This window comes from uncultured Roseibium sp. (genome assembly GCF_947499295.1).
Lineage (GTDB): Bacteria > Pseudomonadota > Alphaproteobacteria > Rhizobiales > Stappiaceae > Roseibium.
This window is the reverse complement of sequence record NZ_CANMNP010000006.1, coordinates 96,370-122,525: the sequence shown is the minus strand read 5'-3', so window position 1 is coordinate 122,525 and position 26,156 is coordinate 96,370. Positions and strand designations below refer to the sequence as shown.

The 26,156-nt window shown below is 56.3% G+C and carries 27 protein-coding genes; 23 read left to right on the top strand and 4 right to left on the bottom strand.

The features are described from left to right. Positions 1-11 precede the first annotated feature (11 nt). From Q0835_RS11850 to Q0835_RS11800, 11 genes are all read left to right on the top strand, one after another. Positions 12-1,154: a TRAP transporter substrate-binding protein gene (locus Q0835_RS11850; RefSeq protein ID WP_298813073.1), complete on the top strand. Its 1,143-nt coding sequence runs from the start codon at positions 12-14 to the stop codon at positions 1,152-1,154. Positions 1,155-1,274: 120 nt separating this feature from the next. After that, positions 1,275-1,790, top strand: a complete 516-nt coding sequence (locus Q0835_RS11845) for a TRAP transporter small permease (RefSeq protein ID WP_152500297.1) — start codon at positions 1,275-1,277, stop codon at positions 1,788-1,790. Positions 1,791-1,801: 11 nt separating this feature from the next. Further along, positions 1,802-3,133, top strand: coding sequence for a TRAP transporter large permease (locus Q0835_RS11840; protein WP_298813077.1), 1,332 nt, complete (start codon positions 1,802-1,804; stop codon positions 3,131-3,133). 8 nt (positions 3,134-3,141) lie between these two features. After that, positions 3,142-4,455, top strand: a complete 1,314-nt coding sequence (hisD, locus tag Q0835_RS11835; RefSeq protein ID WP_298961355.1) for a histidinol dehydrogenase — start codon at positions 3,142-3,144, stop codon at positions 4,453-4,455. Between the two features lie 4 nt (positions 4,456-4,459). Then, the gene (locus Q0835_RS11830) at positions 4,460-5,212 is read left to right on the top strand and encodes an SDR family oxidoreductase (protein ID WP_298961352.1); all 753 of its coding nucleotides are present in this window, start codon (positions 4,460-4,462) and stop codon (positions 5,210-5,212) included. Then, positions 5,209-6,204, top strand: coding sequence for an alcohol dehydrogenase catalytic domain-containing protein (locus Q0835_RS11825; RefSeq protein ID WP_298961349.1), 996 nt, complete (start codon positions 5,209-5,211; stop codon positions 6,202-6,204). Before Q0835_RS11830 ends, Q0835_RS11825 begins: the two co-directional genes overlap by 4 nt. 10 nt (positions 6,205-6,214) lie before the next feature. Next, positions 6,215-6,505: a UxaA family hydrolase gene (locus Q0835_RS11820; protein WP_298813086.1), complete on the top strand. Its 291-nt coding sequence runs from the start codon at positions 6,215-6,217 to the stop codon at positions 6,503-6,505. A 12-nt stretch (positions 6,506-6,517) separates the two neighbouring features. Continuing rightward, the gene (locus tag Q0835_RS11815; RefSeq protein WP_298961346.1) at positions 6,518-7,699 is read left to right on the top strand and encodes a UxaA family hydrolase; all 1,182 of its coding nucleotides are present in this window, start codon (positions 6,518-6,520) and stop codon (positions 7,697-7,699) included. A 51-nt stretch (positions 7,700-7,750) separates the two neighbouring features. Then, positions 7,751-8,761: an Ldh family oxidoreductase gene (locus tag Q0835_RS11810; RefSeq protein WP_298961344.1), complete on the top strand. Its 1,011-nt coding sequence runs from the start codon at positions 7,751-7,753 to the stop codon at positions 8,759-8,761. Then, positions 8,748-9,830 carry a putative sulfate exporter family transporter gene (locus tag Q0835_RS11805; RefSeq protein ID WP_298813092.1) on the top strand — a complete coding sequence of 361 codons (1,083 nt, stop codon included), beginning with the start codon at positions 8,748-8,750 and terminating at the stop codon, positions 9,828-9,830. The genes Q0835_RS11810 and Q0835_RS11805 overlap by 14 nt, the downstream gene beginning before the upstream one ends. Positions 9,831-9,857: 27 nt before the next feature. Continuing rightward, positions 9,858-10,277, top strand: coding sequence for a universal stress protein (locus Q0835_RS11800; RefSeq protein WP_298813094.1), 420 nt, complete (start codon positions 9,858-9,860; stop codon positions 10,275-10,277). Positions 10,278-10,345: 68 nt separating this feature from the next. On the opposite strand, the gene Q0835_RS11795 is transcribed toward Q0835_RS11800, so the two are convergent. Both Q0835_RS11795 and Q0835_RS11790 read right to left on the bottom strand, forming a co-directional pair. Beyond that, complete coding sequence (locus tag Q0835_RS11795; protein WP_298813096.1) at positions 10,346-11,500, bottom strand: fumarylacetoacetate hydrolase family protein; 1,155 nt, start codon at positions 11,498-11,500, stop codon at positions 10,346-10,348. Between the two features lie 234 nt (positions 11,501-11,734). Continuing rightward, complete coding sequence (locus Q0835_RS11790) at positions 11,735-12,748, bottom strand: LacI family DNA-binding transcriptional regulator (protein ID WP_298961340.1); 1,014 nt, start codon at positions 12,746-12,748, stop codon at positions 11,735-11,737. 98 nt (positions 12,749-12,846) lie between these two features. Here Q0835_RS11790 and Q0835_RS11785 point away from each other — a divergent pair, with 98 nt between their 5' ends. The 10 genes from Q0835_RS11785 to Q0835_RS11740 all read left to right on the top strand — a co-directional run bounded on the left by Q0835_RS11785 (position 12,847) and on the right by Q0835_RS11740 (position 22,720). Beyond that, positions 12,847-13,860, top strand: coding sequence for an aminoglycoside phosphotransferase family protein (locus Q0835_RS11785; protein ID WP_298961337.1), 1,014 nt, complete (start codon positions 12,847-12,849; stop codon positions 13,858-13,860). Further along, a complete protein-coding gene (gene eno, locus Q0835_RS11780) occupies positions 13,857-15,155 on the top strand; it encodes a phosphopyruvate hydratase (protein ID WP_298961334.1) in 1,299 nt (432 codons plus the stop codon). Before Q0835_RS11785 ends, eno begins: the two co-directional genes overlap by 4 nt. Before the next feature lie 10 nt (positions 15,156-15,165). After that, positions 15,166-16,008 (top strand): fumarylacetoacetate hydrolase family protein, encoded by an 843-nt coding sequence (locus Q0835_RS11775; RefSeq protein ID WP_298813104.1) that lies wholly within the window; start codon positions 15,166-15,168, stop codon positions 16,006-16,008. 11 nt (positions 16,009-16,019) lie between these two features. Beyond that, positions 16,020-16,760, top strand: a complete 741-nt coding sequence (locus tag Q0835_RS11770) for an SDR family oxidoreductase (RefSeq protein WP_298961331.1) — start codon at positions 16,020-16,022, stop codon at positions 16,758-16,760. Between the two features lie 123 nt (positions 16,761-16,883). After that, positions 16,884-18,158 (top strand): ABC transporter substrate-binding protein, encoded by a 1,275-nt coding sequence (locus Q0835_RS11765; protein ID WP_298813108.1) that lies wholly within the window; start codon positions 16,884-16,886, stop codon positions 18,156-18,158. Between the two features lie 74 nt (positions 18,159-18,232). Continuing rightward, positions 18,233-19,174 carry a sugar ABC transporter permease gene (locus tag Q0835_RS11760; RefSeq protein ID WP_298961328.1) on the top strand — a complete coding sequence of 314 codons (942 nt, stop codon included), beginning with the start codon at positions 18,233-18,235 and terminating at the stop codon, positions 19,172-19,174. Beyond that, positions 19,167-20,066 carry a carbohydrate ABC transporter permease gene (locus tag Q0835_RS11755; RefSeq protein ID WP_298813111.1) on the top strand — a complete coding sequence of 300 codons (900 nt, stop codon included), beginning with the start codon at positions 19,167-19,169 and terminating at the stop codon, positions 20,064-20,066. The genes Q0835_RS11760 and Q0835_RS11755 overlap by 8 nt, the downstream gene beginning before the upstream one ends. Next, positions 20,066-21,175, top strand: a complete 1,110-nt coding sequence (gene ugpC, locus Q0835_RS11750) for a sn-glycerol-3-phosphate ABC transporter ATP-binding protein UgpC (RefSeq protein WP_298961325.1) — start codon at positions 20,066-20,068, stop codon at positions 21,173-21,175. Before Q0835_RS11755 ends, ugpC begins: the two co-directional genes overlap by 1 nt. Positions 21,176-21,178: 3 nt before the next feature. After that, positions 21,179-21,943: an SDR family oxidoreductase gene (locus Q0835_RS11745; RefSeq protein WP_298813115.1), complete on the top strand. Its 765-nt coding sequence runs from the start codon at positions 21,179-21,181 to the stop codon at positions 21,941-21,943. Positions 21,944-21,967: 24 nt separating this feature from the next. Continuing rightward, the gene (locus Q0835_RS11740; protein ID WP_298961322.1) at positions 21,968-22,720 is read left to right on the top strand and encodes an SDR family NAD(P)-dependent oxidoreductase; all 753 of its coding nucleotides are present in this window, start codon (positions 21,968-21,970) and stop codon (positions 22,718-22,720) included. A 54-nt stretch (positions 22,721-22,774) separates the two neighbouring features. On the opposite strand, the gene Q0835_RS11735 is transcribed toward Q0835_RS11740, so the two are convergent. Together Q0835_RS11735 and Q0835_RS11730 are read right to left on the bottom strand one after the other, a co-directional pair. After that, positions 22,775-23,104 (bottom strand): L-rhamnose mutarotase, encoded by a 330-nt coding sequence (locus Q0835_RS11735; RefSeq protein ID WP_298813119.1) that lies wholly within the window; start codon positions 23,102-23,104, stop codon positions 22,775-22,777. A gap of 20 nt (positions 23,105-23,124) precedes the next feature. Then, entirely contained in the window at positions 23,125-23,979 is an 855-nt protein-coding gene (locus tag Q0835_RS11730) for an amidohydrolase family protein (protein ID WP_298961319.1), read from the bottom strand. A 91-nt stretch (positions 23,980-24,070) separates the two neighbouring features. On the opposite strand from Q0835_RS11730, the gene Q0835_RS11725 reads away from it, so the two are divergent. Both Q0835_RS11725 and Q0835_RS11720 read left to right on the top strand, forming a co-directional pair. Next, entirely contained in the window at positions 24,071-25,201 is a 1,131-nt protein-coding gene (locus Q0835_RS11725) for a mannitol dehydrogenase family protein (protein ID WP_298961316.1), read from the top strand. Further along, positions 25,191-26,153: an aldo/keto reductase gene (locus tag Q0835_RS11720; protein ID WP_298961313.1), complete on the top strand. Its 963-nt coding sequence runs from the start codon at positions 25,191-25,193 to the stop codon at positions 26,151-26,153. The genes Q0835_RS11725 and Q0835_RS11720 overlap by 11 nt, the downstream gene beginning before the upstream one ends. Positions 26,154-26,156: the final 3 nt, after the last annotated feature.

The following is a 26,156-nucleotide window of genomic DNA, read 5'->3' as shown; positions in this document are numbered from 1 at the left end:
GGGAGGAATTCATGAAGAAGACCGAAGATCTCGCCTCGCGCGAGCGTCGTAATTTTTTGAAGCTGGCCAGCGCGGGAGGCTTCACCGCAGCTGTCGTTGCAGGTGCTGCCGGTACGCTGTGGTCAGATGAAGCAGTCGCGCAGACCGCGCAGGAGGAATCTGCTCGCGAGAAAGCAGCTGACCATATCATGACGCTTGCGACCGCCTATCTGCTCGGTGCGTCACGCAGCTACCCCATCATGCAGCTGGACTTGAAGGAAAACATCCAGAACGCAACCAACGGCAAGGTGTATGTCAAACTGGCTCCGGGCGGGCAGCTTGGTGCCGGCGGCGCCTTGGCCCAGGCCGTTCAGGGTGGCACGATCCAGGCAGCTCAGCACTCGCTCTCGAACTTCGCTCCGTTCGCATCTGCAGTTGACCTGATCAACATGCCGTATTTCTGCGGTTCGAACCAGCGCTTCACCAATCTTGTCACATCCGATGCATGGAAAACGGAAGTCCATCCGAAGATTGAGGCTTCGGGTTTCAAGGCTCTCTTTTACGTGGTGATCGATCCGCGTGTCGTTGCAATCCGCAAAGGTGGAAACAAGGTTATCACTCCTGGTGATCTGTCCGGCGTGAAGTTCCGCGTGCCGGGTTCCGCCATGCTTCAGCAATACTATCGCATGGTCGGCGCCAACCCGACGCCTGTGGCCTGGGGTGAAACACCCTCAGCGATCAAGCAAGGTGTTGCCGATGCCCTGGATCCGTCGGTCGGTGCACTTTATGTATTCGGCTTCAAGGACATTTTGAGCCATGTGACCTTCACCCAGGCCGTTCCGGACAGCCAAGTCTATTCGATGAACCTGGAGTGGTTCAATTCGCTGCCGGCAGACGTTCAGGAAGGCATCGAATTCGCCGGTGAGATTACGGCTCAGCAGAACCTTGCCAAGGTGCCGGCTGCCCGTTCCTACGCCATGTCCGAACTGGTGAAGTCCGGCGTGGAATTCCATTCGCTGAGCGAAGATCAGCTTGGAGAATGGAAAGAAGCCGGCGGTTATCAGCGCGAAGAATGGGATCAGTTCAAGGTCGAACTGGCCGGTTCCATGGAAGCGTTTGGCCGTCTGGAAGAAGCCGCAAACACAATGGGCCGTTACTACGTCCACGACGCTTAAGGCGTCGCTCCTTAGGGCCGGCGCCTATCGGCATCGGCCCCCGTTTCCTGTTCAATAAAGCCTTTCCCGCGCAACCACCGCATCAGAGCCCCCTCTGATGTGAACGGTAGAGGAGTGCCCATGTTGAAAGTCCTTCAAGCCGTGGACAAGAACGGAGAACGCTGGCTGCTGCTGGTCTTCTACGTGATGCTTGTCCTGACCATGTTCGTCGAAGTCGTTCGGCGTGAAGTGTTCGCCTACTCCTCCATTTGGGGTGAGGAAATCGTCCGGTACTCCTTCATTTATCTTGCCTGGATTGGAGCTGCTGCTGCCGTCAAGGAACGTGGACACATCCGCATCGATGTGATCATGCAGTATGTCGGCCCCAAGGTGAAAGCGTTGCTCTATATCCTGGGCGATCTCGTCATGGCTGCAGTCGCATTGGTTGCTGTTTACTGGTCGTTCGAAACCGTCCTCGTTTCAGCAAAATTCGGCTCTGTGACCCATGGCCTGCGCATCTCGCAAGTCTGGTTCCTGATGGCCGTTCCGTTCGGGTTCGCTCTGGTTCTTTTCCGGCTTGCCCAATCTCTCCTGCGCGATCTGCGCGACTTTCGTGACGGGCGCCCCGTTTACGAAGGCGACAAGCTCTTCGACTGAGGGAGGCACATATGCTCTGGCAACAATTACAACAACAGACAGTCGAACTCGGCTGGGACTTCTATGGCCCGGTTCTGATTTTCATCGGCCTAGTTGCACTCGCCGTGCCCGTCTGGGCGGCAATCGGTTCCGCTGCAATCGCGATGCTGATCATTTCCGGCGCCCTGCCCCTTTCGCTCGTCGGGGAAAGCCTCTTTCACGGCATCGACCACTTCGCCCTGACCGCCGTTCCCCTGTTTATCCTGACGGGCGACGTTCTGGTTCGCACCGGTCTGAGCCGCAAGTTTCTTGATGTCGCGGAGGCCCTCACCTGTTGGGCGAAAGGCGGTTTCGGCTCAGCGACTGTTCTGGTTTGCGGCATGTTCTCCGCAATCTCTGGATCTGACGCAGCGGGTGCAGCGGCCGTTGGCCGGATGACTATCGAGCGCCTGGTGGAGAGCGGCTACCCGCGTCCCTATGCGTGTGCACTGGTGGCCGCCGGTGCCTGTACCGGCATCCTGATACCACCTTCGATCGCCTATATCATCATCGGGCTCGTTCTCGGCATTTCTGCGTCGACGCTCTTCCTTGCCGCTCTGATCCCTGGCATTGCCATTCTTCTATCGATCCTCGTGACCAACATCGTAATGAACCGGATCTACGCCTATGAAGGTGGAGGTCTGATGACCTTCGGCGAATGGTCAGCCAATCTCGGCAAGGCGTTGAAGTCAGGCTGGTATGCGTTCATCGTCCCAGGCGTTATCTTCTACGGGATCTTTTCCGGTCGCTTGACGCCCACTGAAGCAGGTGCCGTGGCAGTCGTCATCACGATCGTCATGGGCTTCGTCCTGGGCACACTGAAACTGTCCGATTTCCCGGCAATGCTCGTCAGCTCGGCGAAGGTGAACGGCGTCATCGTCCCGATCATCGCGTTCTCCCTACCGCTTGCGCAGGCGCTGGCAATCCTCGGTGTTCCGCAAGGTTTCGTTTATGCAGTGACATCTCTGACAAACGAGCCGGCACTTCTGATCCTCCTTATGGTCGGCATCCTGATCGCAGCGGGCTGCGTGATGGAAACAACGCCGAACATCGTGATCCTGGCTCCGATCCTGAAACCGCTTGCCGACAATATCGGCATGAACGAGATCCAGTTCTGTATCATGATGATCACCGCACTCGGTGTCGGCTTCATCACGCCTCCACTTGGATTGAACCTGTTCGTCGTGTCAGGTCTGACAGGCGAGTCAATTCTGAAAATCGCAGCGCGGGCCGTGCCGTTCGTCTTCTTCATGCTGCTCGTGACGCTGATGATTGCCTATGTGCCCGCAATCTCCACAACGCTTCTTCCTGACATTTACAAGTAGGGTCTGAAATGACTGTTGAATATTTAAAGAAGGCGGTCCTGACATCCAAGACCGATGCTTCCGAGACCACCAAAATCGTGCAGGAGATCCTGGACACAATCGAAGCGGGCGGCGACGCCGCCGCCCTGGAATACGCTGCCAGGTTCGACAAGTATGAAGGAGATATCATCTTGAGTGATGCAGCAATCGAGGCTGCGTCTGCAAAAGTGCCCGAAAAACTCAAGCGGGATATCGAATTCGCACATCAGAACGTCAAGCGCTTTGCCGAAGCTCAACGTGAGACCTGCCAGGACATTGAAGTGGAAGTGATCCCTGGATTGATCGCCGGACAAAAGAGCATCCCGGTCGACACTGCCGGGTGCTACATCCCCGGTGGCCGCTACAGCCACATTGCCAGCGCCATCATGACTGTAACCACCGCAAAGGTGGCTGGCTGTAAGAATATCATCGCCTGCTCACCGCCACGCCCGGGCATCGGCGTCAATGCCGCCATCATCTATGCTGCCAAGGTGTGCGGCGCTGACAAGATCCTGGCCATGGGTGGGGTGCAGGGCGTCGCTGCGATGACATTTGGCCTATTCGGGTTGCCCAAGGCCAACATCCTTGTTGGTCCTGGCAACCAATTTGTTGCCGAAGCCAAAAGGATCCTGTTCGGCAGGGTCGGTATCGACATGATCGCCGGACCGACGGATAGCCTTGTTCTGGCAGATGCAACTGCAGATGCCGAAGTCGTGGCCGCCGATCTCGTTGGTCAGGCCGAACACGGTTACAATTCACCAGTCTGGCTTGTGACGGACGACCGTTCCCTGGCCGAAGAAGTGATGGCGCTCGTACCTAAACTGATTGACGACTTGCCGGAAGTGAACCGGGACAATGCCACAGCCGCCTGGCGGGACTATGCTGAGGTCATCCTTTGCGAGAACCGGGAAGAAATGGCGGCAACATCAGACCTCTATGCTCCTGAACACCTCACCGTTCAGGCGCAGGATCTGGATTGGTGGCTTAAACGGCTGTCCTGTTACGGATCGCTCTTTCTCGGCGAGGAGACCACCGTTGCCTTCGGCGACAAGGCGTCAGGACCAAACCATGTTCTGCCGACTTCCGGAGCTGCGACCTATACCGGCGGTCTTTCCGTGCACAAATACATGAAGATCGTCACATGGCAGCGCGCAACACGCGATGCAGCCAAACCGGTGGCAGAAGCAACGGCTCGCATTTCAAGGCTTGAGGGTATGGAAGGCCACGCACGTACGGCTGATATCAGGCTCCGGAAATACTTTCCTGACGAGACATTCGATCTCACAGCCGATGCGGGGGTCTGATCGAATGACTGCCCTCTTCGACGTAGCTGGCAAGGTTGCCTGCGTGACCGGAGCAAGCTCCGGCCTCGGGCGCCGTGCCGCCACCGTGCTGGCAAGGGCCGGCGCATCGGTGGTTGGCGTTGCGCGCAGGGCTGAAGACCTGGAAAACTGGAGACGGGAAGCGGGCGGCCATACCGCGGCTGTACCTGCCGACCTGAGCGACCGCGACAAGCTTGCATCGATCGTTGAAGACGTGAGCGCGCCCTTCGGCCCACCTCAGATCCTTGTGCACGCCGCCGGTATCAACACCAGACAGGCTGCGGACGATGTTACTCTGGAGGGATGGGACATCACTATGACCCTCAATCTCACGATACCCTTCTTTTTGAGCAAAGCCTTTGTTCCGGCCATGCGCGAAAAAGGTTGGGGCCGTATCGTCAATTTTGCTTCCTTGCAGACCGAGCGCGCCTTTCCGGGCGGCATCTCCTACGGAGCCTCCAAAGGCGGTATTGGCCAACTGACAAGGGCGATGGCGGAAGCCTGGTCGGAGCACGGCATCAACACCAATGCGCTCGGGCCCGGTTTCTTTCCAACGGAATTGACGGCTGCGGTCTTTGGTGACAAGGAAAGAGCGGAACGGAATGCAGCTCAAACCTGCATTGGGCGAAACGGTAAACTGGAAGACATCGACGGGCCGTTGTTATTCCTATGCTCTGAAGCCTCCAGCTACGTGACCGGCCAGATCCTGATGGTCGATGGCGGGTTTACTGCAAAATGAAAGCACTTGTTTATACGGGACCCGAAGCCCAATCCTATCGGGACGTTGCCGATCCTGTTCCGGCACAGGATGAAGTCCTCATCCGCGTGGCCCATACAGGCATATGCGGTTCAGACATGCACGCTTATCTTGGGCACGATGAGCGCCGGCCAGCACCGCTGATACTTGGTCATGAGGTCGCCGGCACGGTTCAGACAGGCCCGCTGTCCGGCCGGCATGTCACAGTCAATCCACTGGTGACCTGCGGCACATGCGAAGCCTGCAGAACTGGACGCGACAACCTATGTGCGGAACGTCAGATAATCTCAATGCCGCCACGTGAGGGCGGTTTCGCGGACTATCTTGCCATGCCGGAGCGAAATCTGGTGACCGTTCCGGATCATGTATCAGACGCGCAGGCCGCCCTGGCAGAACCGGTTGCCTGCGGTTGGCATGCCGTACGGTTGGCGCGCGCTGCACTCAGTTGCGAACCCGCCGAAGCACGAAGCCTCGTGATCGGCGGTGGCGCAATTGGTCTCGGTGCAGCCCTGTCCCTGAGAGCGCAAGGCATGCCGGATGTCCGCCTGGTGGAACCGAATGCGAGCCGTGGCCGATTTCTCGCAAAGACCTGCGGCATTGAAGTCCTGACACCGGAAGAAGCAGACACCAGCGGCCAATATGACCTGGTGATTGACGGCGTCGGTTATGCCGCGACACGGGCAGCGGCCTCAGCGCAGGTAAAGCCGGGTGGTGTCATTGCCCATATAGGCCTTGGGTCTGCTGACGGGGGGCTCGATATACGTCGTGTTACCCTTCAGGAAATTACATTTATCGGCACCTACACCTACACCGCGGAAGACTTCCGTCAGACTGCCAAAGCGATGTTCGAGGGAAGGCTGGGCGCGCTAAACTGGGTTGAAATCCGGCCTTTGTCAGAAGGCCAGGCAGCCTTTGCCGACTTGCGTGCAGGCAATATCTCGGTGCCCAAAATTCTACTTTCGCCAAACACCTAAGGAGACATTCATGTCTGAAATCCCCCATCTTCTTGTCCATGAACACGCCGACAATGTCGGTGTCGTCGTCGTGGAAGGACTGACGGCCGGTACCGAAATGCTGTGCTGTGTCACCCACGACAACTCTACCTTCCGGCTGACCGCGGGCGCTGATGTGCCCATCGGGCACAAGATCGCACTGAAAGACCTGAAAGACGGAGACACGGCTGTCAAATACGGCGAAGACATCGGCAAGATCATTGCGGATATCCAAAAGGGCGGACATGTCCACACCCACAACTGCAAAACAAAGCGCTGGTAAGGAGCCCTGCCCATGTCATCCAAATACTCAAATGTCACGGTGAAGGCCTATCGGCGGGAAAACGGCCGGGTAGGTGTTCGCAACCATGTTGTCATTCTTCCCGTCGACGATATTTCGAACGCAGCCTGTGAGGCCGTGGCCAATAACGTCAAGGGAACCCTTGCCATTCCGCATGCCTATGGCCGACTTCAATTCGGCGAGGACCTTGAACTGCATTTCCGCACGATGATCGGCACCGGAGCCAACCCGAATGTTGCCGCTGTTGTCGTGATCGGGATCGAGCCGGGCTGGACCAAACGCATCGCGGACGGCATCCGCGAGACCGGCAAGCCTGTCGCTGAGTTCTCCATTGAGCAGAATGGTGACTTCGAGACCATTCGTGCTGCGTCCTGGAAAGCCAAGGAATTCGTTCACTGGTCAACCGAACTTCAGCGCGAGGAATGCCCGCTTTCGGACCTGTGGGTGTCGACAAAATGTGGAGAAAGCGACACAACGACCGGCCTTGGATCGTGTCCGACTGTCGGCAACATGTACGACAAGCTGCTGCCGGAAGGCATCACCGGCTTTTTCGGTGAAACGTCAGAGATCACCGGCGCTGAGCACATTTGCCAGAAACGGGCGATCAACGAGGAAGTCGGCGAGCGATGGCACAAGATGTGGAAGGCATATCAGGACGATGTGATCTTTGCGCACCAGACCGACGACCTTTCCGACAGTCAGCCGACGAAGGGCAACATCGAAGGAGGCTTGACCACGATTGAAGAAAAAGCGCTCGGCAATCTTGAAAAGATCGGTCGAACCGCGCAATACATCGACATCCTGGAGCCGGCTGAAGCACCCAAGTCCGGTAAAGGTCTCTATTTCATGGATTCATCATCCGCCGCGGCGGAATGCGTGACCCTGATGGCAGCCGGTGGCGCCGTGATCCACACCTTCCCGACAGGGCAAGGCAACGTGGTCGGCAACCCGATTGTGCCGGTCATCAAGATCACAGCCAATCCGCGCACAGTGCGCACGATGAGCGAACACGTTGACGTGGACGTCTCCGGCATCTTGCGCCGGGAGATGACCATCGATGAGGCCGGCGACGAGTTGATCGATATGATCCGTCGCACTGCCAATGGGCGCAACACGGCTGCAGAAGCCCTCGGTCATAGAGAGTTCTCAATGACCAAACTGTACAGAAGCGCCTGATTTACGGGCCGGATGGCCGGTTCGCCGGCCATCTCTAGGAGTGACGACTTAATGGAAACCTCAGAGCGTATCGGTTTCGCCGATGCAGTCAGTCTGATTTCGGCGGCTTTTGTCGCGGCCGATGTCCCTTCCCCAGTGGCCCAGACAGTCGCCGAGGCCCTGGTTGCCGCCGAAGCAGAAGGTCAGATCGGTCACGGGTTTTCTCGCGTTGAAGACTACGTCGCCCAGGTCCGCTCGGGTAAAATTCGGGCGCAGGCGGCGGTCGACATCAAGGAAATCGGAAGTTCAAGTCTGCTGGCAGATGCCGGCTTCGGCTTTGCCTATCCAGCCCTCGATCTTGTTATTGCGCGTGGGGCTGCCCTAGCACAGGAACATGGATGCGCCACCATGGGTGTCACGCGCTCACATCACTGCGGCGCCCTATCCGTTCAGGTTGAAAAGCTTGCCAGACAGGGACTGCTCGGCATCATGGTCGCAAACGCGCCCGCTGCAATGGCACCGTTCGGAGCCAAGTCGGCGGTCTTCGGAACCAATCCGATTGCCTTCGCCGCACCCAGGGCGGGTCGGGATCCCCTGGTGATTGATTTGTCCTTGTCACGCGTGGCACGCGGCAAAGTTATGAATGCCAGAAAGGCGGGCAAACCAATCCCTGAAGGATGGGCACTCAACAAGGACGGCCAGCCAACCACGGATGCTTCGGAAGCACTGGAAGGCACCATGCTGCCCATAGGCGAAGCAAAGGGCACGGCGCTTGCCTTGATGGTCGAAATCCTGGCCTCGGTAATGACCGGGGCAGCCAAGAGCACTGAAGCATCTTCCTTTTTCAGCAGCGATGGTCCGCCTCCCGGGGTCGGTCAATTCCTGATCGCCATGAAACCTCAGGATCAGGCCCATTTCGCGGACCGTCTCGAAGGCTTGCTACATCTCATTGAGACAATGGAAGGCGCTCGCCTTCCCGGCACAAGACGATCCGCTGCCATTCGAGAGGCGAAAGACAAGGGCATTGAAGTACCGGCCCGGTATCTTGAAGTCGTGAGGGGACTTGCAGATGTCTCCGTCTGACCTCAATGAACAGGCCGCGTCCGGCAGCCCTGAAAACGCCAGCGGGTCAAAGTTCGGCACCAATGTGTTTCGAAAGATTATGCCAGGCGTGCTCGTTGCCCTGGTTATTGCGCTTGCCAGCCAATTCATTGCCGAGCATTACGGCGCTCCGGCAATGCTTCTTGCGCTCCTGATCGGCATCTCGTTGAACTTCCTGTCCGAGGATATCCGCTGCCAGGCGGGTATCGCATTCAGCGCGCGCACTCTCCTTCGACTGGGCGTCGCCCTTTTGGGGCTGCGCATCAGCTTCGATATGGTCAGCGCGCTTGGGTGGCCGGTCGTGGGTCTGGTCGTTGCAGGCGTCCTCCTGACCATCGCCTTTGGCCTTGCAGTTTCGCGCCTGTTCGGCTTCCGCTACCGGTTTGCGTTCCTGTCGGCAGGGTCTGTCGCAATTTGCGGTGCGTCCGCCGCCATGGCCATCGCCGCCATTTTGCCCAAGGATGAAAGATCAGAGGACAGGCTCGTCTTCACCGTGGTCGGCGTGACCATATTGTCGACACTTGCCATGATCCTCTATCCGGTCCTTTCAGATCAGCTTGCACTCAGTGACCGGGCGGCCGGCATCTATCTCGGTGCCACGATCCACGATGTTGCGCAGGTCGTCGGTGCCGGTTTTTCCGTTTCGCAGGAAGCCGGCGAGACGGCAACGCTGGTAAAGTTGCTGCGTGTCGCCATGCTTGCCCCCATCGTGATGACGGCGTTGATCGTGCTTCGCATGACCGTCGGCAGCAGTGCTTCCGGCAACGCCGGCATGCCCCTCGTCCCGGCATTCGTGGTCGGCTTCGTAGCCCTGGCGACACTCAACTCGGTTGTCGCACTTCCGGCAGTGATTACTGAGCTGTCGGCAGACCTGTCGCGCTGGCTTTTGCTGCTGGCAATCGCAGCGGTTGGACTGAAAACAGTTCCGAAAGACTTGATGAAAGTCGGCAAGGCAGCCGCAGGATTGCTGATTGCAGAAACCGTTTTTCTCGCTGCACTGGTCGCAATCGGGCTTCTTGTCCTGCTTCCAGGCCTGCAGGGCGTCTCATAAAAGTTCAGAAATGGAGGCTTCAGGTCGATGTACAAAAATGTTCTCATTCCCGTCGCGCTGGATCACGAAACGCTTGTTCAGCGGAAACTTGAAGTCGCACGGCATCTTTTGACTGACGATGGTCGGATCACCCTGCTGACCGTGCTTGAAAACATTCCAGGCTTCGTCTCCGAGTTCGTTGACCTGAAGATCGACAATCACCTGACTGACAAAGTGGCCGACAAGCTGCAAAAGGCTGCCGCCGGAGACAAGCGCGTCGGCTGCAAGGTCGTCACCGGCAAACCCGGTGTCCAGATTGCAAGCTATGCCAAGGAAAATAAGATCGACTTGATACTGGTCGGTTCCCATCATCCGTCTGCACAGGACTACTTTCTGGGGTCGACGGCGTCTCGTGTGGTGCGGCGCGCTGAATGCTCTGTATTTGTTGTACGCGATGACGACAGCTGAGGCCAGTCACCTCCGACAGACCTGGCACGGACGATACCAGCGAGCCGGTGTCCCCGCTTGTCTCGTCGCTATATGAGCTTGCGCGTTGAAAGGTTGGTCATCAATGCGCGGTTTCCGAAACGCCATTCAGGACAATCGGTTGACAGCCGGACCGTGTTTCGGAGCGTTCCCAGTTGGCGACAGGATATCTCGACGATGTCGCCAAGTTTGTGAGTGAAGCCCTCACCTGGCGTGTCGCGATCTTCCGTTGGCGCAAACAGCGTTCCGAGGAACAGGAAAAAACCGTCTGGATACTGGTGATGGCGGCCACATGCCTGAGCCACAAGATCAAGCGGGTCGCGGCTGATCTCGGTCATGGTCGAATGCCCCGACATCACAAACCCATCTTCACCCGTGACTTTCAGATCAAGTTCCAATCGACGTACATCGTCCATGCCGAACGTGTCATCGAACAAACGCACCGCAGGTCCGATGGACGTTGATGCGTTGTTGTCTTTGGCCTTGCCCAACAGCAATGCGGATCGTCCTTCGATGTCGCGCAGGTTCACGTCATTACCCAGCATCGCACCTTTGACCTGGCCGGAACTGCTGACTGCAAGTACGACTTCGGGCTCTGGATTGTTCCACCGCGAAGCTGGGTGCAGACCGACGGCAGCACCGGCACCGACAGCTGACATGGGCTGCGATTTCGTGAAAACCTCTGCGTCCGGCCCGATGCCAACTTCCAGATACTGCGACCACATATCTTCGGCAACGAGGGCGTCCTTCAGCTGCCCAGCCTTTTCAGAGCCGGGCACCACGGACTTCAGGCTTTCTCCCATGATAGCCGTGCAGCGTTCACGGATCTGTTCTGCCTTGCTGGGGTCTCCCTTCGCCCTTTCCTCGATCACACGCTCAAGCATGGAAGATGCAAACGTCACACCGCAGGCTTTGATTGCCTGAAGGTCCGCAGGTGCCAAAAGCCAAGGCACAGAGGTGTCCGGTGTTTCGCAGGAATTTGATGCGACCTGCTCGAGACTGCCAATCGGCTCACCCTTGGCAGTGGCGAGCCACGCTGCCGGGCTATCGAGCTCAAGAAGATCGTGAACCGTTGGCACAGCCTTGCAGGTGACATCGTGCAAAATGCCATTTTTCAATGCACAGATCGACGGTCCCGAAACATCGGGCCGCCAAACCCTGAATAAAAATGTGCCGTCTTTAGGAAGGTTCAGTGATGAACTCATGATGCTATCGTATCCGCATTTGTAAACACAGTCTGTCTTGCTGCCAGTCTCATTTATGTTGTCAAAGTGCGCCACTCACACCTGTCCGGAAATCAGACATTGGCTGGTTGCAGAAGACGGCACTGAAACATTCAGAACGCATATCATTCGGCCCGGCCTGGAACCAGCACCGACCCATCACCCAGCGTCTGAAAAAATGCAGACCTCTGTGTTCACTAGAAAACTTTATGGCGCTCAGGACTTTCGGACCACAAGCTCAGCCTGAAATTCGAAAATCTGAGCATCATCATCGTCGACTGTACCCGACTTCAAAACCTGAAGCGTCTGGTTGGCAAGAGGTGAAACCGGAACACGGATCGTCGAGATGCCACCTTCAATCCATGTATAGAATGACGGATCGCCATACCCGATAAAGGCAATGTCAGCACCCGGCCTCCGGCCCGACGTCAAAAGAGCGTGCAGAGCCCCATTTGAAATCTCAAACCCACCGCAGACAATTGCCGTTGCCTCTCTTTCTGACAAGAGAGCCTCTGCAGAAGCGCCTCCCATAGAAAACGAAGGTGGTGCTGTCTTGATCAATGCCTGAATTTCGGGAAGCCCGCTCTCGTGAAGCCCTCTGCGATAAGCCTTCAGACGGTTGCGACCGGAAGACAGATCCGCGTTGGCGCCGATATAGGCTATTTTCCTATGCCCTGTTGCATGAAGGTGCTTGACCGCGGCGGAGATCGCTCCGGCATCATCCACCAGGATTGCAGCTTCACGCCCTGTCTCGGAACGTTGGCGGATAAGCTGAATGACGTCGAGCCCGTCAAGATGATGAGGGTCGTGCCCGGTCGTGGCGGGATCTCCGGGGGCCGGCACTACGACAACAGCTTTTGCCTGAACTTCGCGCAGTTGCTGCATTGCCTTGTGTTCCGTTTTCAAATCATCATCGGTCAGATGAATGATCAACTGATAGGAAAAGGCTTCACAGATCCGGGCGAGTTCATTCGCGAAACTGGCATAAAACTCATTGACGATGTTTGGCAGCAGAAGACCAACAATTCGGGTGCCGTCGCCCCGCATGGCCGTCGCCGCTGCGATTTTGACATAACCGAGTTCAGCAGCCCGTTTTTTCACGAGCTCCCGCGTGTCTTTCTGGACATTCGGGTGATCGGAGAGCGCCCGGGAAACAGTCATATGCGAGATCCCGAGGTCCTTTGCGATGGTTTTGATTGTTACCCGAGCCGCCAAATTTCTGCTCTCCATTTTGTCACAGCGCGCAAACTATGACTTGACAGAGGCGAGAGTGCAATGGCAAATGTTCACGTGAACATAGATCAATCAAGTCAAACGAACGGATGAAGATGCCGACCGCGCTCAAAATAAGGTGCGAAGAACTGATTGCCGAGCTTGGACTGGCCGATCCGGCTTCGATCACCGACGTCCAGCCGCTCACCGGAGGCGTTGCTTCCGATATCGCCATGGTCGAAGTTGAAGACCGGCGCATGTGCATCAAGTTCGCCCTTCCGAAACTGAAGGTCGCTGAGGACTGGCAAGCGCCGGTGCACCGGAACAAAGCTGAGTTCGAGTGGCTGAAAGTAGCAGCAGAAATCGCTCCTGAAAGCGCCGTCAGGGTTTTCGGACGGTCGGAAGAAAAACACGGCTTTGCAATGGAGTTCCTTGCTGGCGATGATGTATCCCTCTGGAAGAAGGATCTGCTCGAAGGCCGTCGAATTCCGTCCCGTGCAAAGAAGGTTGGCAACCTGCTCGGAAGCATCCACACGGCCTCGTCCAGACCCGGGTTCGACACTGCCCCCTTCCGGAACAGGGATGACTTTTATGCGCTTCGCATCGAACCCTATCTTGTCTTCACAGCGAAAAAAGTTACAGAAGTTGCCGATCGGCTGACTGCATTGGCTGACCAGCTCTATGAAACCGATACGGTACTCGTCCACGGCGACGTCAGTCCGAAAAATATCCTGTTCAGGGGAGCGCAGCCGGTCGTACTCGATGCAGAGTGCGCCACCATGGGCGCACCTGAATTCGACGCCGCATTTTGCCTGAACCACCTCATCTTGAAAGCTCAGCACGTCCCCTCGCTTCGTCCGGCTCTCGCAGAAGACCTCGCATCGTTTTGGGATGCCTATGCGGCGCATGCCAGCTGGGATGCAGCTGGCCGGATCGAACGCCGCACCGCGGAGCTCCTGCCAGCCTTGATGCTTGCCCGCATCGACGGCAAATCTCCGGTTGAATATCTGGACGAAAGTTCCCGTTCAACAATCAGAGCGGCATCGATCACCTTGCTGAGACAGCCAAAATCAAAAATCGGCGAGATTGCCGAGACACTTGCACAAACATGGAAGGGTAACAGCCGTTGACCGCGATCACATCAGTCAGAGGACGGCGGGTCTGGGACTCCCGTGGCAATCCGACGCTAGAAGTCGACGTTATCCTTGAAGACGGAAGCCTCGGCAGGGCAATCGCTCCTGCAGGTGCAAGCCGGGGCACGCGCGAAGCTGTTGATCTGCGGGACGGAGGAAACAAACTGCGCGGCATGGGTGTGTCTCAAGCCCTGGAAAGCGTCAACAAGACGATTGCTCCGGCACTTGTTGGACTGAGTGCAGACAAGCAGCGAGCCGTGGATGACCGGCTGCTCGAACTGGACCCTTCACCAGTCAAGGAAACGCTCGGCGGCAACGCGATGGTAGCCACTTCGCTCGCCGTTCTTCACGCAGCAGCTGCCAGTACAAAGAAGCCGCTCTGGTGTCATGTCGCGGATCTCTATGAACAAACTCCGTCCATCCCCCTGCCTGAAATTCAGATCTTCGGCGGTGGTGCACATGCTGGACGAAGGGTTGATATTCAAGACTTCATGATCATGGTGCCGGGCGCTCAGAGTTTCGACGAAGTCCTTGAAATAACAAATGAAGTTTATTTCGCGGCGGGAGACATCATGGCTTCGAAAGGCCGGTTGGCCGGTGTCGCCGACGAGGGCGGCTGGTGGCCGGTTTTTGACAGCAATGAAGAAGCCTTGGAGACCCTTGTTAAAGCCATCGAAAAAGCAGGTGAAAAACCAGGCGAGCGGGTCGCGATCTCGCTGGACATCGCCGCATCTGAATTCGGCCAAAACGGAAAATACCGGCTTGCACTCGAAGACAAGGCATTGGACAGTGGCGAGCTGATTGACCTGCTTGGAAACTGGCTTGACACCTATCCAATCGTCTCGATCGAAGACCCGGTTGGAGAGGATGACACTGACGGCATGATTGAATTCACCAAACGGTTCGGCCAACGGGTCCAGATCATCGGCGACGACTATCTGGTGACCAATGCCAAACTGGTGGAAGCAGCAAACGCAGATCAAGCCTGCAATGCTGTCCTGATCAAGGTCAATCAGGCTGGAACCGTCAGCGAGGCTGTAGACGCTTTCGTTGCGGCAAAAAAATCAGACTGGGGGGCAATTGTTTCTGCAAGATCCGGTGAAACTGAAGATGTTTCCATCAGCCATCTGGCGACGGGTCTTGGATGTGGACAATTGAAGGTTGGTTCCTTCACCCGCTCAGAACGGATGGTTAAGTGGAATGAATGCCTGCGTATCCAGGAGCAGCTGGGCAGCGGGAATTTTGCTGCCGGGGCTGCCTTGAAAGGCACCTGGTGGGGCAAAAAACACTAAGGACGAGTACATGAAGTTTTTGAGACTTGGGGCAGTCGGTGAGGAAGTTCCCTGCCTTTTGGACGAGAGCGGCACAGCGCGCGACATTTCTTCTCTGGTGTCGGACATCACCCCTGATACCATTTCCGGGCTGACCACGGCTGTCGCCGGCATTGATCCTGCTTCCCTGCCGGAAGTCGACCAGACAGGTGTCCGTGTGGGACCTCCCGTCAGTCACCCGCGCAACATTTACTGCATTGGCCTCAACTACAGTGACCATGCCAAAGAAGCCGGCATGCCGATCCCCGATGAGCCCATCCTCTTTAACAAGTCGTCCGGCACGTATTGCGCGCCCTTCGATCCGATTCTGTATTCTGACAAGATGACCAAGCTCGATTGGGAGGTCGAGCTCGGCATCGTGATCGGCAAGCGAACCTTCAATATCTCCAAGGACCAAGCGCTGGATCACATTCTTGGCTACACGCTCGTCAACGATGTGTCTGAGCGATCCTGGCAGCTGGAACGCGGTGGGCAATGGGCCAAAGGGAAAAGTTTCCCCAATTTCTGTCCGACAGGTCCATGGATCGTCACCGGAGACGAGTTGGAAGATGCCAACTCCTTGCCGATGTGGCTGGACGTCAATGGCCAGCGCATGCAAAACGGCAACACCGACACGATGATCTTCGATCCGGCAACCATTGTCAGCTACCTGAGTGAATTTCTGCGGCTGGAACCGGGTGATCTGATTTGCACCGGCACGCCTCCAGGTGTCGGCGCCGGGATGAAACCCCCGGTCTGGCTAAAGGTTGGAGACAAGGTCTCACTTGGCATCCACGGGCTGGGAAGCCAGGAACAGATTGTGCAGAAGATCTGAAGGAAAGAACTGTGTCGGAGAGACTGAAGGGAAAAACCGCGATAGTAACAGCCGCAGGCCAAGGCATTGGCCGGGCCGTTGCAGAACGCCTGCGCGACGAAGGTGCCGCGGTATTTGCCAGTGATCTCAATGAAACGCTCTTTGACGGCCTGGCCGGTGTGACGACCGGCCGGCTCGATGCCACTGATCAGACCGCCATTGACGTTTATTTCGGAAACTTTAAACAGGTCGATATTCTCGTTCACTGCGTCGGCTATGTCCATCAGGGAACGATCGAAGAATGCAACGAAACAGAGTGGATGCGGTCCACTGACATAACTCTTACCAGCGCTTATCGCGTCCTGCGGGCTGCGGTCCCTAAAATGAAGACCTCCGGCGGCAGCATCATCACCATCGGGTCAGTGGCAAGCTCCGTCAAAGGCTTCCCCAAGCGAGCTGCCTATGGCGCCGCAAAGGGTGGCGTAATCGGCCTGACCAAAGCCGTTGCGGCGGACTATCTGACCGACAGGATCAGGTGCAATTCTGTTTGCCCGGGTACAGTTGACAGTCCAAGTCTTCGGCAACGCATTGAAGATCTTGCTGAGGAACTCGGCGGCCGAGAGGCGGCGGAAAAGTTCTTCACCAGCCGACAACCATCTGGCCGATTTGGCCAAGTGGACGAAGTTGCATCGCTCTGCGCTTATCTGGCGTCAGATGAAAGTGCCTTCGTTACAGGACAGGCAATAAACATCGATGGAGGCATAACGATTTAAGCAGGGCATATGCAGTCCTGCGAAATTGAAAACCACTTTTTGTTCACGTGCACATCAAATTGTTCACGTGAACTAATAACAGCCTGCATATCCAACAGCGTCATGACCGAGGAGGAAGAACCGATGACGAGCTTGCATAAGAAACTGATGGTAACGGTGGCAGCGGCTGCAGTTACGACATTGGCGATCGCCGGTGGAGCACACGCGGAACCCAAAACCAACCTGCTTCACCAGTGGCATTCGGGTTCGAATGCCGAAGCTATCAATGTGCTTGGCACCATGTTTGAGGAAAAAGGCGGCAGCTGGAAGCAGACGGCCATACCGGGCCACACGTCCAACACGATTGCCCGTCTGCGCGCTGACGTAATTTCCGGCAATCCCCCATCGGCGGTTCAGCTTAAAGGCCCTGAAATCGGCGAATGGGCAAAGACCGGCCTGACGGCCGATCTCAACGCGCTCGCTGAAGAAGAAAACTGGGAAGCAGTCGTTGCCCCTGAACTCGTCAGCGTCATGAAACCGCACGGCACGTGGGTTGCGTCGCCCATGAACATCCACCGCATCGACTGGATGTGGGCGTCCAAATCCGCGATGGACGCGATCGGTGCTGAAGAGCTGCCAAAGACCTGGGATGAGTTCAACGTTCTGGCCGAACAGATGGCCGAAAAGGGCATTGTACCTGTTGCCCATGGCGGCCAGGACTGGATCGACGGAACTCTGTTTGAAATCGTGGCTCAGGGCATCAGCACGGATCTTTTCAGGAAGGCTTTCATAGAACTAGACCTGGAAGCACTTAACAGCCCGGAAATGGTCGCTGCCTTCGACCAGCTACGCAAGATGGTCGGCTGGATGGACCCGGCTTTCCCAGGCCGCGGCTGGGAAGAGCCCCTCAACATGATGGCAAAGGGTGAAGCCGGCTTTTATTTCCATGGCGACTGGGCCATCGGAACCATGAACGCCGCCGGTTATGAATACGGCAAGGACTATCTGTGCGCCGGCGCACCGATGAACAGTGGCGAACCGGGCTACATCCTGAATTCAGATTCAGTTGTCTTCTTCAAGCAAAGTGACCCGGAATTCATCGAAGGTCAGAAAATGATGGCCTCCCTGATCATGTCCCCGGACTTCCAGAAAGTCTTCAATGTGGCAAAGGGCTCCATACCGGCCCGCATGGATGTTGAATTGGGTGACGAATTCAACCCGTGTCAGCAGCTCAATCTGGTTGATCTGAAAAACGCTGCGGAAGCCGGAACCGTGGTGCGGTCAATGGCGCACAACATGGCTGTACCGGAAAAATTCCGCAAAGCCATGTTCACGGTCATCTCCGAGTTCATCACCAGTGACATGAGCTCTGAAGACGCCGCACAGAAAATGGCGGAAGCGGTGATCAACGAATACTGATCGCATCTCCTCAAGGAAGGGGCCTGACGCTGGCTCCTTCCTCTTTCACCGGTACGAAACAACTCAGGCAAGCCATGCAATCTGTTGCACAAATGCCGGAATTCAGAACACGTTCGGTCAGCCGCGCCGCGCGTATGGCACAACTCGTGCCGACCCTTGTTCTGCTCCCGACCCTTATCACCACAGGCATCTACATTTTCGTTTTTGTCTGTTGGAATATCTACCTGTCGCTGTCCAGTTCGACCTTGCTGCCGGTGTATGACTTTGCAGGTTTTGACGCCTACACAAGACTATGGCGCAACCCGCGATGGACAACCGGTGTCAACAACCTGGCAATATTCGGCGCGCTCTATATTGCATTGTCGCTTTTGGTCGGCGTCGTACTTGCTGTCCTGATGGACCAGCGCATCAAGGGCGAAAATTTCCTTCGATCCATATTCCTCTATCCAATCGCAATCTCCTTTGTTGTGACCGGAACGACCTGGCAATGGATCTTGAACCCGTCCACCGGCCTGGAAAAATTCTTCCATGACCTTGGTTGGACGAGTTTCGAATTCAGTCTGATCACCAGCCGCGAAACGGCGCTCTACGCAGTGGTCATCGCCGCAGTCTGGCATGCGTCCGGATTTGTGATGGTGATGGTTCTGGCTGCCTTGCGCGGGGTTGATCATGATGTGGTCAAGGCAGGCCGGATCGACGGCGCGGGCATGTTCAAGATCTACCGCCGGATCATCCTGCCTTCCATCTGGCCGGTCATCATTTCAGTCCTGATCATTCTCCTGCAATTTGCGATCAAGACATTTGATCTGGTCCTGGCTCTGACCCATGGCGGTCCGGGCATCTCGACCACCTTTCCCGCGATATTCGTCTATGACCGCCTGTTTGCCGCAGGGGAGCTTGCACAAGGAGCGGCAGCTGCCGTCTGGCTGCTGATCGGCCTGACCGTCGTGCTTCTTCCGGTGATAGCCCTTGGCTGGGTGCTGCGCAAACAAAGGAACGGAGGCGGCCATGCCTGACACTGACACTCTGCCTGATTTCAATCGGAAAAAACCGTTCAATCCACGCCGGTTTGCAACACGGGTCGCCGTCTATTCGATCCTGATCGTGGTCGGGCTGTTCACTATTATGCCGCTCGCGGTGATCCTTTTGAACTCGCTGCGCTTCAATGCCGACATCTTGCGTGAAAGCTTCATCGGCTGGCCGACCAGAATTACGCTCGAAAACTGGGACGTTGCGTGGAGCTCGGCCTGTATCAACGCAAGCTGTACGGGCGTGAAGCCCTATTTCATCGCATCGATGCTCATGGTTGTCCCGGCAACGCTCATCTCGACTGCAATCGGTCTGGTGAACGGCTTCGCACTCACGAAGTGGAAAATGCCGTTTGCCAGCGTTGTCTTCGTCGCCATTACAATCGGGGTTTTTCTACCGCCCCAGGTGGTTCTGCTTCCCTGGGCGATTGCCCTGTCCTGGCTCGGGCTGTCGAAGTCGCTGGCCGGTTTGGCGCTGGTTCACATCATTCAGGGAACCTGCTTCACAACCCTCTTCTGCCGGAACTATCTGGTCAATCTTCCAGACGACCTGATCAAGGCCGCCCGCATCGACGGTGCCGGCTTTTTCCGAACCTTCTGGAAAATTGTTGTGCCCCTGTCGCCACCGATCATCATCGTGACAATCATCTGGCAATTTACCTTCATCTGGAACGAATTCCTCTTCGCAGTCACGTTCAGCTCCTCTGACTTCCGGCCGATCACGGCCGCACTGATGTCATTGAATGCGGACGACACCGGTGTCAGCGAATACGGCTTCGGCTCCGCTGCGGTCCTGATCGCGGCGATACCGCCGCTCCTCATCTACTTCTTCGGCGGGCGATATTTCGTTCGCGGCCTTACGCAGGGAGCAGTCAAATAATGGCGCGTCTCACAATCGACAGTACCTGGAAAAAATACGGCGAGTTTCTGGCGCTCCGGGACATCAATCTCGACATCAGGGACGGCGAGTTCGTGGTGCTTGTAGGTCCGTCCGGCTGCGGTAAATCCACGTTGTTGTCCATCATAGCCGGCCTGGAGGAAACCTCATACGGCACATTGACCCTGGGCGAAAGAGACGTCACGGATCTATCGGCGAAGGACCGGAACATCGCCATGGTGTTTCAGTCCTACGCTCTCTACCCGACCATGACTGTTCGCCAAAACATCACCTTCGGGATGGAAAACAGGCGTGTCCCGAAGGACGCTCAAAAGAAGGTCGTAGCAGATGTCGCCCGGCTACTTCAGATCGAGCCTCTGCTCGATCGCAAACCATCGCAACTTTCCGGTGGTCAGCGGCAACGCGTTGCGATGGGACGGGCACTGGTGCGCGATCCGCAACTGTTTCTCTTTGACGAACCTTTGTCCAACCTCGACGCAAAGCTGCGCGTGGAAATGCGCACCGAGATCAAGAAGCTGCACAAGCGGCTCGGCCAGACGATTGTCTACGTCACGCATGATCAGATCGAGGCAATGACACTGTCTGACAGGATCGTGGTCATGAATGGCGGTGTCGTGCAGCAATTTGCAGATCCGGACACGATTTACAGGGAGCCTGCCAATAAATTTGTCGCTGGTTTCATGGGATCGCCCTCCATGAACTTCATCGATATGGAAGTTGAAGGCAGACAGAACGATATTCGACTTGTCTATCGATCCAATGGTGCGGAGTTGGCTATTCCACTTGGTAGGCGACATGAAGAACTTCTGCCCTATGTCGGTGGCAAAGTGACCATCGGCGCACGGCCGGAGCACTTCGTTTTGGACAGCAAGCAAGACGGTACCCTTGTTCCGGTAAGCGCCCGCGTGGAAGTGGTGGAACCGACGGGCCCCGACACGATGCTGGTGTTTCAGGTGGCCGATCTGTCGCTGGTTGCGGTTCTGCCTGCCAATTTCCGCCCTGCCGAGGATGAAGTGATCAATTTGCTTCTCGATCTAGAACATGTCTGCTTTTTTGATCCGGAAACAACAGTTCGCATTCCAAGGATCTAAGCGATGTCGACCTTTGCCAACTATCCGAGTCTCACCGGTATGAACGCCTTTGTCACAGGAGGGGCTACGGGGATCGGTGCTGCGCTTGTAAAGGCTTACGCGGCGCAGGGTGCGAAGGTCGGGTTTGTCGACATCAAAGCCGACGCTGGCGACAAGCTCTGCCAGAGCCTGTGCGATGCCGGGGCTTCCGTCTGGTTTCAAGCCGTTGATGTGTGCGACATCCACGCATTGCAGACTGCAATTTCAACCTACAGGGACGCCTCGGCCCCATTGGACATCCTGGTGAACAACGTTGCCAACGATACGAGGCACGACTGGAGGAACGTCACCGTCGATGATTGGGATCGGGCAATGGCCGTAAATCTTCGTCCTGCATTTTTCGCAATCCAATCAGTCGCGGCGGACATGATCCGCAGGAAACAGGGATCAATTGTCAATTTCGGGTCGATAGCCTGGAAGTCCAAACACGGCGGAATGCCCGCCTACACCACGGCCAAGGCTGCCATCCACGGGCTGACCCGGTCCTTTGTCCGTGAACTGGGAACCAGCGGTGTCCGCGTCAATACCGTGTTGCCAGGCATGGTGCTCACCGCTCGCCAACTGGATGAACACTATAGCGAAGATGTGGATGAAATTCTCAAACAGAACCAACCAATGGCCGGCAGGATCACGGAAGAGGATGTTGCATCGCTCGTGATGTTCCTCTCGGCGGACGACAGCAAGATGTGCACAGGCCAGGAATTCACGCTTGACGGCGGTTGGCTCTGATCACCCGATTTTCAGGAGTTTAAAATGAACACATACAATCTTGATGGCCGCGTTGCGATTGTGACCGGCGCCGCCAGAGGCATGGGATTTGCCATTGCCGAACGATTTCTGAAATCAGGTGCCAGCGTAACACTCTGGGACCTCAATGAAGCTGCCCTGTCAGACGCTCGACAGAAATTGAGCCAGTTTGGTGACGTTCAATCCGACAGTGTGAACGTTGCAGATTTCGACACGGTCAAGGCGGCGGCGGAGCGCGTAAAACAACGCTGTGGGCAGATCGACATTCTGGTCAACTCGGCGGGTATTGCCGGTGTGAACACTCCCCTTGCCGATTACCCGTTGGATATCTGGAACCAGGTGATGCAGGTGAACCTCAACGGTATCTTCCACACCTGCAAGGCCGTCGTCCCGCACATGCGGGATATGGCCTATGGCCGTATCGTGAACATTGCATCCATGGCCGGGAAAGACGGCAATCCGAACGCATCTGCCTACTCGGTCTCCAAAGGTGCGGTGATCACCCTCACCAAAAGTCTGGGCAAGGAGCTGGCCCGCGAAGGCATCACGGTCAATGTGGTTGCACCAGCCGTCATAGAAACAGAGATGCTTGCCGACGTAACCGAAGAACAGATCAGCTACATGCTTGCCAAAATACCGATGGGTCGCATGGGTACAGTCGAGGAAATTTCCAGCCTCGTGAGTTGGCTGTCATCGGAGGAATGCTCCTATTCGACCGGCGCTGTCTACGACCTCTCTGGCGGTCGTGCAACATACTGATCAGATAGAGGCAGGCAGGGACAATCGGTCTGCGATTGAAGGACTGATCAGGCATCAGTCCAGGTGAAAGACCTCTTCCATGCTTGCCCACCATTCGTCTGGCTTCCGGCTTTCAAGCGGTCTTTGCATCGGTCCGCAGACTTTCCACCAGTCTCTCGTTTCCGCGTCGGCGGCAATGGCTGCACTGTCCGCTTCAAAATCCGTCCCGGTGTACTCCCAATAGCTGAACATCAGGTTTTCCGGTTCTTTCAGGAAGATCGAGTAGTTCGTAATATTTGAACGCCTGAGCCGCTCAAGGACACCCGGCCACACGGCAGCATGCAGACGTTTGTATTCCGGAATACTTTGCGGATCGATCCCGATCACCATTCCCATTCTTTGCATTTGAGCCACCGTTTCTGCTCCTATTGATTATCGCGTCCAGGACCATCAATCCTGTAAAACCGTGACGCAGTCTCACCGAATACTGCTGCGCGCGCCTGGTCTGAAAGTTGCTGCATCATGGATTGTGCGCAATCGAACCAGTCAGCGTAGCTACCTTCCAATTCGAGAACAGGCCAATCGCTGCCCCACATGATCCTGTCTGCCCCAAATTCTGAAATGACATGATCGACAATCGGCTGCAGCGTTTTTGCCGACCAGCCTGCGCCATATTCGTTGGCAAGGCCCGAAACCTTGCAATGGATCTGTTCGTGACTGGCCAGATGCGCCATGTTGCGGCGCCATACGTCTCCGGCATCTGAACCACCTGCGATGACCGGTTTGGCACAATGGTCGATCACAACCCTCAGGTCAGGTACGGCTCGAGCAAGACCATCGATTGCCTGCAGGTGCCTTGGCTGGATCAGCGCATCAAAGGACAGTCCGAGATCAGCGGCAGTTGAAAGGTTTGACAGGACACTCGCCTGCAGAACCCAGTCCGTAGCTTCAATGTCCTGCAGCATTGGCCTCACGCCTTTGAAAAGCGGATTGGCAGACAGCCTTTTCAGCTCCTTTGCGGCATGGCCGCTTTCAAGATCGACCCAGCCGACAACTCCCTTGATCAGGGAATTCCCTTCGGCAAGCTCCAGCAGAAAACCCGTTTCTGCAACTGTGGGTGCGGCCTGCACGGCAATCGTTGCATGAATGCCGCAAGCCTTGGCATGAGGCATCAGATCTTCAGGCAGTATGTCGCGCCGGATAGCGGCAACGTTGTCGTCCATCCAGAAATAGTCACCGCGGGCGATTTTCCAGAAATGCTGATGGGCATCAACAACCATGACCACTCCCTTTGCCCACCCCCAAGTCTGAAAAATGTTGACGGGCAAGTGTTCTTAATTATAAAAAACAAATAACGACACAGGAGGCTTCATGTCAACATCCCCGATTGTTCAATTTGGTACGAGCCGCTTCCTGCAGGCGCATGTTGATCTGTTCGTTTCAGAGGCATTGGACCGGGGTGAGGCGCTCGGGAAAATTTCGGTCGTTCAAAGCAGCGGGGATGCGGCACGGGCAAATCGCCTCAAGGCTTTGGCGGATCCCGCTGGCTACGAGGTCCTCATCAAGGGCGTCGACGGCGGCAATCTGGTGGACACTACACAGAAGATTAAAAGCATCCGAAAGACCTACAGCCTGCCAGCAGATGTGCAGGACGTGGCCGGGATAATTTCGGAAGATGCCGAGATCATCATCTCAAACACCGCGGATGCAGGTTTCAAACGCCAGCCCCAGGATGCCGGCACCGAGTTTTCAGCTGGTATGTCCTACCCTGCAAAACTGACCTGGTTTCTTCATCAGCGTTTCGGATCAGGCGGCAAGCCACTTCAGGTCATGCCCTGCGAACTCGTGCCGCAAAACGGATTTGTGCTTCGGGACCTCGTCCTGGAAATCGCAGCACTTTATTCTCCCGAATTCCAGGACTGGCTCGGCACCGAGATCCTCTGGGTGAATTCTCTGGTCGACAGAATAGTCTCAGAGCCGCTTGAACCCGCCGGCGCTGTCGCTGAGCCTTATGCGCTTTGGGCAATTGAAGACCAGCCCGGTTTGAAACTTCCGTGCAAGCACCCGAGCATCAAGGTTGTTCAGGATCTGGAGGACGTCGAGACACTCAAGCTCTTCATTCTAAACCTTGGTCACACCTATCTTGTATCGCGCTGGCTGATGTCGAAGGACAGTCCAAAGCAGTTTGTGCGCGATATGATGGACGACCCGGAAGATTTGGCTGACCTTGAAGACCTGTATCGGCGGGAAGTCGTCACCGGGTTCAAGGCACATGGACGCGAACAGGAGGCAGAGGCTTACGTGGCAACGACGCTCGACCGGTTTCGAAATCCCTTCCTCGATCACAGGCTCGCGGATATTGCGCAGAACCATGAAGAGAAGACCCTGCGCCGCGTCGCCGGTTTCCTTGCCTGGGCACGCACGGCAGATCCCGCGCTGGAAATGCCACGGCTTGATAAACTGGCACAAACTCAAGAGATGGCGGTCCCTCATGAAGCTTAACAAGATAGGCAAAACCGATGTCGAAGTAACCGATCTTTCCTTTGGAACATCGGGCATAGGAAACATCGGCCGTGTCGTTTCCGATCTGGAGGCAGAAGATGTCTTGCGGCATGCCTGGAAAGCCGGCATCCGGTACTTCGACACTGCCCCGCACTATGGCCGCGGGTTGGCAGAACTTCGCCTCGGCCGCTTTCTGCAGCAGTTTGACCCGCAGGACTATGTGATTTCCTCCAAGGTCGGCCGCGTTCTATCGCCTGGAACTCCGCTTAAGGAAGCGGACGGCTTTGTCGAACCTTTGCCGAACAGCGTTCGCTATGACTACTCCGGCGATGGCATCGAAGCTTCATTGGAACACAGCTTTGAGCTGATGCAGGTCAGACATCTCGACATCGCCTATATCCACGATATCGGAACCTACACCCATGGCCAGGACAATGAAAAACATATGTCCGACTTGTTGGGAACCGGCCTTGATCGCCTGCAGCAGCTCAAGGACAAGGGCAAGATCCGGGCATTCGGCCTTGGCGTGAACGAAACCCAGATCTGTCTGGATCTCCTGAACCATACGGATCTTGACGCCATCCTTCTCGCGGGCCGTCTGACGCTTCTCGACAGGGGTGCCGAGGAAAAACTGATCGACGTCTGCCGTCAGAAATCCGTGAGCCTTGTGCTTGGCGGGATTTTCAATTCCGGCATTCTGGCGACCGGCCCGAAGGAAGGCGCCTGGTTCGACTATGAACCTGCTTCCGAAGAAATCCTCCAGGCCGTGCGAGACCTGAAGGCAAAGACGGATGCTATCGGCGTCCCTCTGGCCACTGCAGCACTTCACTACGCCCGCAACCATCCTTCAGCCGCATCGGTATTGCTTGGAACGGCACGCGTCTCATCGCTTGACAGGAACCTTGCGGCATTGTCTGAAACACTTCCGCAGGAATGCCATGACCTCTTCTGAACA